Here is a 12,049-nt window from a genome sequence, read left to right on the forward strand (position 1 = left end):
ACCACCTTCAGCGACGCGGCGTTCCTGCAGACGATCCGAACCACCTTCAGCGACGCGGCGTTCCTGCAGACGATCCGAACCACCTTCAGCGACGCGGCGCTCCAGCAGACGATCCGAGCCACCTTCAGCGACACGGCGCTCCGGCAGACGATCAGAACCACCTTCGGCAACACGGCGCTCCAGCAAACGATCAGAACCACCTTCAGCCAGACGGCTTTCAATCAACTTGTCCGAGCCGCCTTCAGCGACCAGGGTGTGAACGGGTGTTGCTGCAAAAGCGTTAACTGCAAGAACCGAGAAAGCGATGCCGAGGATGGTTTGGCGTTTCATGATCGTGTGCTCCGGGGTGTATTGGGTTGGTATGGAGCTGATGTTACGCCGCGGATTTTTTATGAGAACTTCATTGGCGTGATGGTGACTATCGACGCCAGCGATGTATGCCGCAAGTCCGGATTCAGAGCTTCTGCGCCCGAATGCATAGTTCTCCGGTGGCGCGGGTCAGGGCCAGATCATGCAGTGCGTCGTGGCTCAGACCCTGCCGAGCCTTGGCCAGCCAGACCGGGCAATTCGGGTCGCGGCGATGCGGCGCGAAGTCGGCGTACTGGCGCAGCAGGCGGGTTTGCAGCTCGTCGAGGCGCGGACGAATCTGCTTCGCCAGATCCGGTCGCGGGGTGTCCGGCGCCGCACCAGCCGCCTGCCATTGCGCGAGCAATCCGTACTGCACCAGTTTGTTTGCCTCCATTTGTGCAGCGATCAACTGGGCGACTTCTTCGGGGTCGAGCTGGTGTTCGGTCGCCAGGGTGCGGGCATTGGCGATGACCTGGGCTTCGCGCGGGCTGTCCTGAATCGGCTTGCCACTGTCCCATTTGGTCAGGGCGACGAGGTCGCCGATGTTCAGGCGTTCGTTCAAGGTTGTCAGCAACGGACGCAACGATTCGGAGGAAGCAGGGGGCTCGGCGGCGCCGACAGCGTGGCTGAACAGAACCAGCAGGGAACAGGTCAGAGCATTTCGCAACGGAGTCATGGGCAGGCGCGTTCCACAAAAAATAGTGCCGACATTTAAGCCTTGAGCAGAGGCGATGTCGACCGACTTTATCCCGTCCATCTAGCGTAATATCCCTCGCATCTCCCACCCCGAGAACGATCCTCAATGCAAACCCCCAGCACCATCAAACCGCTCTGGCAAACCTACCTGCTGTTCCTTGCGCCGATGGTGTTGTCCAACTTCCTGCAATCGATGTCGGGCACGGTCAACAGCATTTACATTGGGCAGATGCTCGGTACGCAAGCGCTGGCGGCGGTGTCGGGGATGTTTCCGGTGATCTTTTTCTTTATCGCGCTGGTGATCGGCCTGGGCGCGGGCGCCGGGGTGTTGATCGGCCAGGCGTGGGGCGCGCGCGAGGCACACATGGTCAAGGCGATCGCCGGGGCAACGCTGTTGCTGGGGGTGTTGATCGGTTTGCTGGCGGCGGTACTCGGCAGCGTGTTTGCGCGTCAGGCATTGCAAGGGTTAGGAACGCCGGCGGATGTACTGGACGACGCAGTGGCGTATGCGCATGTGATGATGTGGATTCTGCCGTCGATGCTGGTGTTTGTGCTGTTCACGCAATTGCTGCGCGGAGTCAGCGACACCGTGTCGCCACTGTTGGCGCTGATCGTGTCGACCTCGGTCGGGCTGGCGCTGACCCCGGCGTTGATTCGTGGCTGGTTCGGTCTGCCGCAGTTGGGCATTCAAAGTGCCGCCTTCGCCGGCCTGGCCGGTAACCTGTCGGCCATGACGTGGCTGGCGTGGCGGCTGATTCGCAAGGACCATCCGCTGGCGCCGGACCGCGAGTTCTTCGCGGCACTGCGCCTGGACGCGGCGATTCTCGGCAAGGTGCTGCGCATCGGCCTGCCGACCGGGGTGCAGATGATTGTGTTGTCGCTGTCGGAGCTGGTGATTCTGGCGCTGGTCAACCAGCACGGCTCGCAGGCGACAGCGGCCTATGGCGCGGTGACGCAGATCGTCAACTACGTACAGTTTCCGGCGCTGTCGATTGCCATCACCGCCTCGATCCTTGGCGCCCAGGCCATTGGTGCCGGGCAACTGCAACGCCTGGCAGCGATCCTGCGCACCGGGCTGTTGATCAACGTGTGCCTGACCGGCGGTTTGATTGTGCTCGGTTACCTGTTGTCGCACTGGTTGCTGGGACTGTTCCTGACCGAAGATTCGACCCGGGCGATGGCTGAGCACTTGCTGCACATCATGTTGTGGAGCCTGTTGGTGTTCGGCTTCCAGGCGATCATCGGCGGCATCATGCGCGCCAGCGGAACGGTGCTGGTGCCGGTGATTATTGCGATTGTCTGCGTGGTCGGCGTGCAGTTGCCGGCAGCTTACTGGCTGGACGGTCAGTACGGTTTGCAGGGCGTTTGGATGGCGTTCCCGGTGGCGTATCTGGGCATGCTGGTGTTGCAGACGCTGTATTACAAACTGGTCTGGCAGCATCAGAAGATCGAGCGGCTGGTCTGAGCCCGAGCCACACCGGCAGACAAATGACATGGCGCATTCGCCGGTTGTTTGCTTAAGTCAGTCGAGGCCTCGAAGGTTTGCCCTGTCCGGAGAATCCCATGCGTGCCCGATTCACCGCTGCGGCACTGTTTGCCTGCCTGTGCGTCACGAGCGCGGCGCAGGCTGCTGAATACAACCGCGTCAACACCACCGCCAGCCAGATCAGTTTCACCTACAGCCAGATGGGCTCGCTGATGTACGGCACCTTCGGCAAGTTCGACGCGACACTGCAGTTCGACAGCGACAACCTCGCCGGCGCCCACACCACATTGCACATCGACCTGAACAGCATCGACGCCGGCAGCACCGACGCCAACACCGAACTGGTGAAACCGGCGTGGTTCGATACGCAGCGCTTTCCCGTGGCGGTGTTCGAGTCCAGCCGTTTTACCTGGGTCACGGGCAATCATTATCTGATCGCCGGCCAGCTCACCCTCAAGGGCATCACCCGCGAGGTGCAGGTGCCGGTCGAGCTGAAACCGGACAGTTCGATCGGCATTTTCGACGGTGAGCTGGTGCTCAAGCGTGACCAGTTCGGACTCGGGGCGGGGGAGTGGACGGACACTGTGGTGTCCAACGACATCGCGATCAAGTTCAAGGTAGTGGCGCCACAGCAGTGACGCCAGCCGCTCAGGTCAGTAGGCGCGCCAATGTCCCGGTGCCCAGCGCCACTCACGTCCATCCCAACGATAGTGACCGGCGACCCAGTGATAACCGGGCGCTGGCATGACCGGCACGACTTCCACCGGCGGTGGTGGCCGATGCGGCCGTACCGGTTCGACAATGCAGCCCGACAGGGTGATCGCGACCAGTGAGGCGGCGAGCAGGGTTTTCAGGTTTCGCGACATGGTGGTCTTCCCGGTAGATAAGTTGTTGTTGCCGAGCGGGTTCAACGGGCCCAGTGGCCTTCGACCCAGTACCAGTTAGGACCGCGCGCCTGCCAGTGACCTGGTCGCCAGTGCGCGCCGTACCTCACCGGTTGCCAATGACCGGGCATCCACACGTAGCCGCGTCCTTCCCAGCGCCAATGGCCCTGATCCCAGACATAACCGGGGCGCGGGCCGGGCATCACTTCCATGCGCATCGGCGGCGGTGCCTGCTGAATGTAAACCGGGGGTTGTGCAAACACCGGGGTGCTGGCCAGCGCTGCCAGGGTCAGCGGCACCAGCAACAAGGCTTGCCGCCATTTGAACAGTGAACGCAAAACGCTCATGTGAACTCCTCAAGGCCTGCGTTAAAAAAGTGAACGCAGCTGAAGAATTGGACGCTAAATCGGCGAAAGATCCGAGCCTTGGCAGATGAAATTTTCTTCAGGTCAACCTTCAGCTTGCTTCGGTATTTCCTGCGACGGTGGCAGGCGTCGGGACACGGTATGATGTCGCGGTTTTCCGCCGGAGTTCAGTTGTCATGCCACGCATCACCCACTACAAATCCCCATGCACCGAAAGCGTCAACAGCCAGATTCTGCAACTGGTGGTCGATTACCTCACCGACATCAGCGCGGTCGGTCTTGGCCCGAGCAATCTGCTGTACAACGTCTATCAATACGCGGTCGGCTATGAGGTGCATCTGTATCTGGAGGCGCTGAATGGCGAGAAGGGCACCGAGGTGGAGTTGCTGGTGGCGACGGCCGAGGACGATCCGGAGCGGGTCACCGGTTTCCTCTTGTACCTGCCGGTGCAAGGCGATTGGGAAGCGTGCAGCGTCGCCTACATGGCCGTGCGCGAAGGCTATCGGCGCCAGGGCGTGGCACGGGCGATGATCGGCGAGATGGTCAGCCGTTATCCGCATGCCGAACTGACCTGCAGCGTCGGCAAGGTGCCGTACTTCGAGGCGCTGGGTTTCGAGGTGATCGGCGCGCGCGAAACCCAGGTGTTGATGAGCACCCGGCATTACCGCAGCAATGGCCTGCGCGGTTTCATCGACACCACACCGATCTATCGCTCGCTGGAAGTGCAGCAGATCCACACCTACCTGCTGCAGAAAAACGGCAAGCGCGCGATGCTCGATGCCGAAAAACAGCGCGACCGGCATCTGGATCAAACTACCCGTCACGTCGAAGAGTTTGTCCGTCAGCGCCTGACGCTGCACTGAGTCCTGAGTCCGGCGCAAAAAACGGACAAAAAAAGAGCCTCAAGGCTCTTTGATGGGGAGAAGTAGAGCCCATGAGGCTCAAGCTGCGCATGAAACAGGGAACAGGCTTGATTTGGGGTTCAGAACACCCGTTCCCTACGCAGTCGCTCAGGAGTGAAGCGCCTGCGTACCTTCATCATGGGAACGCGCGGGGGCTGACTCAAGTACCGCTAGTCGCACGGGCGGCGGCCCGTTCCACCATCGCGATGATGGTGGCGAACAATTCGTCCTTCGCTTGCCCGGCACTGATTTCAGCACTGGCGGCAGCATTCGACAACGCCTCGGCGGCACCGAGCATCGCGCGCAAACCGGCCTGGGTGATTTCCCCGCCAGCAGCCAGCGGTTGCAGCACACTGCGGCACTTTTCGAGGAAGATTACCTCGTAGTCGCGCTTGATCTTTTCCAGCTCCGGCGTGCTGCCCAGCGCGGCAATCACTCCAGGAATCTCATTGCCCTGCAATAACACGCAATCGACGTACGCCGTGGCGATCACCGTCGCGGTGTCGATCAGCGTTGGCGGGCACTGGTCGATCGCTGCATCCATCACCGCAGTCTGGCGAGTATCGAAGTCGCGATACAGCGCCGCGAGCAAGCCCGAGCGAGTGGTGAAGTGGTCGTAGACCACCGGTTTGGTCACCCCTGCCTTGTCCGCCAGATAACCCAGGGTCAGGGCATCGGTGCCCTCGGCCCGAATGATCTGCCAGGCGACGTCGAGCAACTGGCGGTTGCGATCTTCGCGCGACAGGCGACGTCGCGGCTGGGCAGGGGAATCGGCTTCGGTCATTTCTATGGTTGACATCGCTTATATACCAAACGTAACTTAATGTTCATAACTTACCAAGAGTATATAGCCCTTGGTCAGCGCAAACTTACAGGAGAATGACAATGCACGCATTGATTGTTGTGGCGCATCACGAACCGCGTTCGCTGACCCACAGCGTGGCAACGCAGATTGCCGAGGGCTTGACCCGCGCCAACCCCGCCAATACCCGGGAAATCGCCGATCTTTACGCCGAGGGATTTCAGCCGGTGTTCGGCGCAGCGGATTTCGCCGTGCATCACCGCGAGGCGCAGCCACCAGCCGACGTATTGGCGGAACAGGCACGGATTGATCGGGCCGACGCTCTGGTGCTGGTATTCCCGGTGTACTGGTGGTCGATGCCGGCGTTGCTCAAGGGTTGGATTGATCGGGTGTTCAGCAACGGCTGGGCGTTTGATTTCGCTGGCGACCTCAAGCATGTGAAGAAGCTGCAGCGCCTGCGCGTGCATCTGGTCGGGCTTGCGGGGGCCGATGAACGCGCCTACGAACGTCACGGTTATGGCCCGGCGATGAAGGCGCAGATCGAACACGGGATTTTCGATTACAGCGGGGCGACGGTAGTGAGTTCGACGCTGATGGTGGAGTCGGAAGTGCGTGATCCACAGGAACATCTGCAGACGGCACGGCACATCGGTGCCCAGATGTTCACCTGAGTCGCACCTCCTGTAGGAGCTGCTGAAGGCTGCGATCTTTTGATTTATGAAAGCAAGGTCAAAAGATCGCAGCGTGCCGCAGCTCCAACAGGTCAGCGGGCGCCGGGCCAGCCGGCCTTGGCGAGGGCGGCGAGCAGAGTTTCCTTATCCAGCCCAGGCACTGCATGCCCGTTGCCCGCGGTGCTCTCGCTGGCGAGCAGGGCGTTGATGATCGCTTCTTCGACCGCCTCGGTAGCCGCGAGGAACAGCTCGCTGATGTGGTCGTTGTTGACCATGCGCAAGCCGTCGCAGGTTGGCGCGCCTTTACCCTCGTAAGCGGCGGATGGCACCTGCTCGTTGCCGGTGGCAAAGGCAATGAAAATGTCGCCGCTGTGGTCTTCGTTACCGCCGCCGCTGCGCGCCAGACCGAGGCTGGCGCGCTGTGCCAGGCGCGTGCATTGATGCGGCAGCAGCGGTGCGTCGGTGGCCAGGCAGACCACGATCGAACCCATGCCTGGATGCGGCAGCGAAGCCCGCAGGAACGGCGAATCTACCTGCTCCATGTAGCGGCCCACCGGATAACCGTCGACCCGCAACTCACTGCGAATGCCGTGGTTGGCCTGCACGATCGCGCCCACCGTCCAGCCGCCCTGAGCGCTGCTCAACCGGCGTGACGCGCTGCCGATGCCGCCCTTGAATTCATGGCAGATCATGCCGCTGCCGCCGCCGACGGCGCCTTCTTCAACGGCACCGTCATGCGCAGAATTCAGTGCCTCGGCGACATGCTCGGGTTTGACATGAAAACCGTTGATGTCGTTGAGCAAGCCATCGAAAGTTTCCAGCACCACCGGCATGTTCCAGTAGAGGCGCCCATCGTCCGGTTGCTGCTGACGATCCAGCGCAATCAACGCATCGCGCACGACGCCGAGGCTGTGGGTGTTGGTGAAGGCGATGGGACTGGTCAGCAGCCCGGCCTCGCGAATCCACTCAAGGCCGGTGGCATCGCCATTGCCATTGAGCACATGCACCCCGGCGAAGCACGGTTGCTGGTTGGTCGAGCCGCGGCGCGGTTCGATCACTGTGACGCCGGTGCAGATGTCCCGTCCGCTGTCGCTGCGGCCACGCACGTTACTGTGGCCGACGCGCACGCCGGGGACGTCGGTGATGGCGTTGAGCGGGCCGGGTTGCAGTTGGCCGATGCGGATGTTGAGGTCACGGGCACGAGGTTTCATGGGATGTCTCTCTATAAAAAGGCAGAAATGAATGAGCGGGACTGAACACAAAACCCTGTGGGAGCGTGGCTTGCCCGCGAAGGCGGTGTGTCATTCAAAGGAGATGTTGACTGACCCGACGCATTCGCGAGCAAGCTCGCTCCCACAGGGAAATGTGTTGGGGTTACTGGCCGTTCTTGACCTTGCTCCACACCCGCGTACGCACGCGTTCGGTGGCTTTGGGCAGCGGTTCCAGGGTGTACAACGTGGCCATCGCCGCGGCCGACGGATACACCGCCGGGTTATCCCGGGTGGCCGCAGCCACCAGTGGCGTCGCGGCGCGGTTGCCGTTGGGGTACGACAGGTGATCACTGACCGGCGCGATCACTTCCGGGCGCAGCAGGTAGTCGATAAACGCCAGACCCTGAGCGCGGTTCGGCGCGTCCTTGAGCAGCACCAGCGTGTCGAACCACACCGGCGCGCCTTCCTTGGGCAGGCTGTAGGCGATCTTCACGCCGTTGTGCGCTTGCTCGGCGTTGGTCTTGGCTTCGAGCATCGCCCCGGACCAGCCCACCGCCACACAAATGTTGCCGTTGGACAGGTCACTGATGAATTTCGACGAGTTGAAGTAGGCGATGTGCGGGCGCAATTTGAGCAGCAGCGCTTCGGCTTTCTGGTAGTCCTCGGGGTTGGTGCTGTTGGGCGGCAGCCCGAGGTAGTGCAGGGCCACCGGAAGCATTTCCGATGGCGAGTCGAGCATCGCCACCCCGCACTGGCCAAGCTTGGCGAGGTTCTCTTCCTTGAACACCAGATCCCACGAATCCAGCGGCGCCTTGTCGCCGAGTACGGCGCGCACTTTGTCGACGTTGTAGCCGATGCCATTGGTGCCCCACAGATAAGGCACGGCGTATTGATTGCCGGGATCGTTGTTGGCCAGTTTGCTCAGCAGATCGCTGTCCAGATTGTTCCAGCCCGGCAGTTGATCGCGAGGCAGCGGGGCGAGGGCGCCGGCCTTGATCAGCGTCGGCAGGCTGAAGTTGCTCGCCACCACCACGTCGTAACCGCTGCGGCTGGTCAGCAGTTTGCCTTCGAGCACTTCGGCGCTGTCGAAGGTGTCGTAAACCGGCTGAATACCGCTGTCGCGCTTGAAGTCAGCCAGGGTCGTCGGACCGATGTAGTCGTACCAGTTGTAAACGTGCACGCTCGGCGCATCGGCGGCACTGGCGGCGGATGCGACGCCAAAACAGGCGAGCAGGCCAAGGTTGATGCCCCGGTTGATATAGCCACGACGACAACGCATGATGCGGCACTCCTGGCCTGCGGCAGGCCGGTGATTGACAGGAGTGCTCAGCCTATCGGGGCGGGCACGCCTGACCCATTCCCATCATGGGTTACTCAAAAGGGGTAGAGCGTGGACGCGTTGTTGCAGGAGTTGCCGGTGCACCAAAGTCTGGCGCGGGTGTTTACCGCCGTCGGCCAGGACGCTTTCTGGCGCGCGCTGGTCGACACGCTGCGCCTGCTGGTGCCGCTGGACAACGCGCTGGTGGCGCTGATGAAGGCGGGGCAGGCACCGCAATTGCTGATCGACTTCGACAGCAAGGGCCGTGCCGACGAGCAGGAAGAACTGGCCAGCTACACCGCTGGCATGTACCTGCTCGATCCGTTCTACCAAACCGCCTCGACCGGCATCGCCGACGGCCTGCATAGCCTGGCCTCGGTGGCGCCGGACCAGTTTCTGCACAGCGAGTATTACCAGAGCTACTTTCGCTCGGTGGTCGGTGAGGACGAGTTGCAGTTCATGATCAACATCGAGGGCGGCGTGCTTGGCCTGTCACTCGGGCGCTCGACGGCTTTCGACTTGGCCGAGCAGGGCCGTCTGCTGTGTGTGCGCGACTGGGTGCTGGCGGCGATGCGCCGACACGTGCAGCTGTTGCCGCCGCAAGGGACGGGCGCCGAGCCGGTGGCGGGGGATCTGGCAACGCTGCTTGATCGCTTCGATGCGCGCCTGACCACCCGTGAAGTCGACACCGCGCGGCTGATTCTGCAGGGCTTTTCCAGCAAGGCCATCGCCCAGCAGATGGGCATCTCGCCGGAGACGGTGAAGGTGCATCGGCGCAATCTCTATCACAAGCTCAATGTGAACGGGCATGGCAAACTGTTTGCGCTGGTGTTGCGCCCATCCACTTCATGAGCCACACCAGCCCCCCCTGTGTGAGCGAGCCTGCTCGCGAAAGCATTCTGTCAGTTGATGAAATCCTGGCTGACACACCGCATTCGCGAGCAGGCTCGCTCCCACATTGGTTATCGGGGTGCCAGGTCAATCTGTGCGTTTGAAGACGAGCGCCTTCAGGCCGCTCTCAGGATCAATATCCGGAAACTCAGGCGGATTCTCCAGCCGCTGCTCAAAGCGCAAGCTTGGCGCCTCTTGCGTCACGCCATCGATCAAAAAATCCGAACCAAATGACGGATCATTCATGCACGCCAGCACCGTGCCGTCAGCCGTGAGCAATTCCGGTAAACGACGCAATACGCGCTGGTAATCCTTGGTCAGCAGAAAGCTGCCTTTCTGGAACGATGGCGGGTCGATGATCACCAGGTCGTACGGGCCGCTGTTGATCACCTTGCCCCAGGACTTGAACAGGTCGTGGCCAAGGAAACTCACCTTGCTCAGGTCATGCCCGTTTAACCGGTGATTGTCGCGACCGCGGCTCAGTGCGGCGCGGGACATGTCGAGGTTGACCACATGGCTGGCGCCGCCTTCGATGGCTGCCACGGAAAACCCACAGGTGTAGGCGAACAGGTTCAGTACGCGTTTGCCCGCTGCCTGCTCACGCACCCAGTTGCGCCCGTAGCGCATGTCCAGAAACAGCCCGGCGTTTTGCTTGCGGCCCAGGTCGACGCGGTACTGCAAGCCGCCCTCGACGATGCTCATCTCGTCGATTTCATTGCCCAGCAGCCATTCGGCGGTGCTCTGCGGCAGGTAACGATGTTGCACCAGCAAGGTGTGGGCAGCGGACTGTTGCCATTCTGCCGAGGTGCTGATGTCGAGCAACAAGTGTTTGAGCGCTTCGAGCTGCTCGGGCACAGGCTCCTTGAACAGCGAGACCAGCACCACGCCTTGCAGCCAGTCCACCGTCAACTGTTCCAGCCCCGGCCAGCAACGCCCACGGCCATGGAACAGGCGGCGGGTTTCGCTCGGTGCCGCGGCGAGTGCAGGCAGCAGATGGGCGCGGAGGGTGGCGAGGGCTTCAGGGTTCATCAGTCACGGTCGGCAAGCAAAAGGGCCGGCATTTTAACCACAAAAGCCGCTTGGCGAACGCCCGTCGCCGAACGCTGATCAGGACTGTTAAGAAAAGACCTGTATCAAAAATGAATTTATGCAGGGCGCGCTGCTCATACCAGATAAGCAGCGGATTCGAGCCGCTAAATCGTTAATGCAATTCAGGGAGTGCCAGTTCATGAGTCCAACACCGACGGCGAGCGAGCACCTTCCTGACGGGTTGATTCTGGTGGTTGAGGACGACCCGTTGATTCTGGAGTTTCTCTGCGAAATTCTTCAGGAGGAAGGTTTCAAGGTCGAGCCGCAAACCAGCGCGGATGCCGCCAAGCTGTATCTGGAAGAGCACGCGCCGGAAGTCGCGCTGCTGCTCACCGACATCACCATGCCCGGTGAAATCAACGGAGCGGGGCTGGCCAATCTGGTCGGCGACCGCTGGCCGGACAAACCGGTGATGGTCATGTCCGGTTATGAAACCCCGGAAACTTCCGGGGTCAAGCATCCGGTGGCGTTCATCAAAAAGCCGTGGGCCATCGGCCAGTTGCTTGACTGTGTCGACAGCGCGTTCAAGTCCAAGGCCGCGCGTCTGCACTGAGCCCTTCGGGGCGAATGGCCGGGCAAAAATGCTACATTGCCCGGCCAATCTGCCCAATTCTGTCAAAGGATGCGACCTTTTGTCTGCTCACGATAACGTCTTCGACCGCGCGTTCGGCGCGTTCCTGTTCGACATGGACGGAACTGTCCTCAACTCCATCGCCGCTGCCGAGCGCGTCTGGGCCGCGTGGGCCGAGCGCCACGGGGTTGATGTCGAGCGTTTCCTGCCGACCATCCATGGCGCCCGCGCCATCGACACCATCCGCCGGCTGAACCTGCCAGGGGTGGACGCCGAGGCGCAAGCGGCGTTTATCGCGCAGGCGGAAATCGATGATGTCGAAGGGATCGTGCAGATACCTGGGGCCGCGGCGTTTCTCGAAGCCTTGCCGAGTGAGCGCTGGGGGATGGTGACTTCGGCGCCACGGGATCTGGCGTTGCGGCGGATGGCGGCGGCGGGGATTTGCGAGCCTGCGGTGATGATCACGGCGGAGGATGTGACGGCTGGCAAACCCGATCCGGCGGGTTATCGTCTGGCGGCAAAGCGCCTGGGGCTTGAGGTTGGCGACTGCCTGATTTTCGAAGATGCCACCGTCGGCATCCAGGCTGCTGAAGCGGCAGGTGCAGCGCTGATGATCATCACCACGACGCACCAGCATCCCCTCGAAACCCGCCACGCGACTATCGACAGTTATGAGCCGCTGAGCGTTGTCGTCGATAGCCAAGGTCAACTGCACCTGCAGAAGGCCTGACACTACAAAGTCCCCTGTGGGAGCGGGCTTGCTCGCGAATGCGGTCTTTCAGTTGCATGCGATGTCGACTGATTCAGCGCATTCG

At 61.6% G+C, this 12,049-nt stretch carries 15 protein-coding genes; 7 read left to right on the forward strand and 8 right to left on the reverse strand.

Going from position 1 to position 12,049, the window contains the following annotated elements; all coding sequences use genetic code 11:
- On the reverse strand, positions 1 to 330 hold a 330-nt coding region (locus QMX91_RS23330; RefSeq protein ID WP_282413450.1), incomplete at its 3' end, for a hypothetical protein.
- A gap of 124 nt (positions 331 to 454) precedes the next feature.
- Positions 455 to 1,024 (reverse strand): chorismate mutase, encoded by a 570-nt coding sequence (locus tag QMX91_RS23335; protein WP_282413451.1) that lies wholly within the window; start codon positions 1,022 to 1,024, stop codon positions 455 to 457.
- Between the two features lie 126 nt (positions 1,025 to 1,150).
- Here QMX91_RS23335 and QMX91_RS23340 point away from each other — a divergent pair, with 126 nt between their 5' ends.
- Entirely contained in the window at positions 1,151 to 2,509 is a 1,359-nt protein-coding gene (locus QMX91_RS23340; RefSeq protein ID WP_027614711.1) for an MATE family efflux transporter, read from the forward strand.
- Between the two features lie 98 nt (positions 2,510 to 2,607).
- Positions 2,608 to 3,168: a YceI family protein gene (locus QMX91_RS23345; protein ID WP_098968183.1), complete on the forward strand. Its 561-nt coding sequence runs from the start codon at positions 2,608 to 2,610 to the stop codon at positions 3,166 to 3,168.
- 15 nt (positions 3,169 to 3,183) lie between these two features.
- On the opposite strand, the gene QMX91_RS23350 is transcribed toward QMX91_RS23345, so the two are convergent.
- Entirely contained in the window at positions 3,184 to 3,396 is a 213-nt protein-coding gene (locus QMX91_RS23350; protein WP_027614713.1) for a YXWGXW repeat-containing protein, read from the reverse strand.
- 41 nt (positions 3,397 to 3,437) lie between these two features.
- The gene (locus tag QMX91_RS23355) at positions 3,438 to 3,761 is read right to left on the reverse strand and encodes a YXWGXW repeat-containing protein (protein ID WP_223008049.1); all 324 of its coding nucleotides are present in this window, start codon (positions 3,759 to 3,761) and stop codon (positions 3,438 to 3,440) included.
- A 194-nt stretch (positions 3,762 to 3,955) separates the two neighbouring features.
- On the opposite strand from QMX91_RS23355, the gene QMX91_RS23360 reads away from it, so the two are divergent.
- Positions 3,956 to 4,642 carry a GNAT family N-acetyltransferase gene (locus tag QMX91_RS23360; RefSeq protein ID WP_282413452.1) on the forward strand — a complete coding sequence of 229 codons (687 nt, stop codon included), beginning with the start codon at positions 3,956 to 3,958 and terminating at the stop codon, positions 4,640 to 4,642.
- Between the two features lie 199 nt (positions 4,643 to 4,841).
- Here QMX91_RS23360 and QMX91_RS23365 read toward each other — a convergent pair whose 3' ends face one another.
- Positions 4,842 to 5,480 carry a TetR/AcrR family transcriptional regulator gene (locus QMX91_RS23365; protein ID WP_282413453.1) on the reverse strand — a complete coding sequence of 213 codons (639 nt, stop codon included), beginning with the start codon at positions 5,478 to 5,480 and terminating at the stop codon, positions 4,842 to 4,844.
- 86 nt (positions 5,481 to 5,566) lie between these two features.
- On the opposite strand from QMX91_RS23365, the gene QMX91_RS23370 reads away from it, so the two are divergent.
- Complete coding sequence (locus QMX91_RS23370) at positions 5,567 to 6,154, forward strand: NAD(P)H-dependent oxidoreductase (RefSeq protein WP_282413454.1); 588 nt, start codon at positions 5,567 to 5,569, stop codon at positions 6,152 to 6,154.
- A 92-nt stretch (positions 6,155 to 6,246) separates the two neighbouring features.
- Here QMX91_RS23370 and QMX91_RS23375 read toward each other — a convergent pair whose 3' ends face one another.
- Both QMX91_RS23375 and QMX91_RS23380 read right to left on the reverse strand, forming a co-directional pair.
- On the reverse strand, positions 6,247 to 7,365 hold the full coding sequence (locus QMX91_RS23375; protein WP_115990150.1) for a P1 family peptidase: 1,119 nt from the start codon (positions 7,363 to 7,365) through the stop codon (positions 6,247 to 6,249).
- A 163-nt stretch (positions 7,366 to 7,528) separates the two neighbouring features.
- Positions 7,529 to 8,644 carry a polyamine ABC transporter substrate-binding protein gene (locus tag QMX91_RS23380; protein ID WP_282413455.1) on the reverse strand — a complete coding sequence of 372 codons (1,116 nt, stop codon included), beginning with the start codon at positions 8,642 to 8,644 and terminating at the stop codon, positions 7,529 to 7,531.
- 111 nt (positions 8,645 to 8,755) lie between these two features.
- Between QMX91_RS23380 and QMX91_RS23385 the strand changes: the two genes are divergently transcribed.
- Positions 8,756 to 9,535 (forward strand): LuxR C-terminal-related transcriptional regulator, encoded by a 780-nt coding sequence (locus QMX91_RS23385; protein ID WP_282413456.1) that lies wholly within the window; start codon positions 8,756 to 8,758, stop codon positions 9,533 to 9,535.
- Positions 9,536 to 9,661: 126 nt separating this feature from the next.
- On the opposite strand, the gene QMX91_RS23390 is transcribed toward QMX91_RS23385, so the two are convergent.
- Entirely contained in the window at positions 9,662 to 10,603 is a 942-nt protein-coding gene (locus QMX91_RS23390; protein WP_282413457.1) for a class I SAM-dependent methyltransferase, read from the reverse strand.
- A gap of 199 nt (positions 10,604 to 10,802) precedes the next feature.
- On the opposite strand from QMX91_RS23390, the gene QMX91_RS23395 reads away from it, so the two are divergent.
- Both QMX91_RS23395 and QMX91_RS23400 read left to right on the forward strand, forming a co-directional pair.
- Positions 10,803 to 11,216 (forward strand): response regulator, encoded by a 414-nt coding sequence (locus QMX91_RS23395; protein ID WP_098968195.1) that lies wholly within the window; start codon positions 10,803 to 10,805, stop codon positions 11,214 to 11,216.
- A gap of 79 nt (positions 11,217 to 11,295) precedes the next feature.
- Entirely contained in the window at positions 11,296 to 11,964 is a 669-nt protein-coding gene (locus QMX91_RS23400; protein ID WP_135295471.1) for an HAD-IA family hydrolase, read from the forward strand.
- Positions 11,965 to 12,049 lie beyond the last annotated feature (85 nt).

The sequence above is a fragment of the Pseudomonas sp. PS01299 genome (assembly GCF_029960145.1).
Taxonomy (GTDB): domain Bacteria; phylum Pseudomonadota; class Gammaproteobacteria; order Pseudomonadales; family Pseudomonadaceae; genus Aquipseudomonas; species Aquipseudomonas putida_A.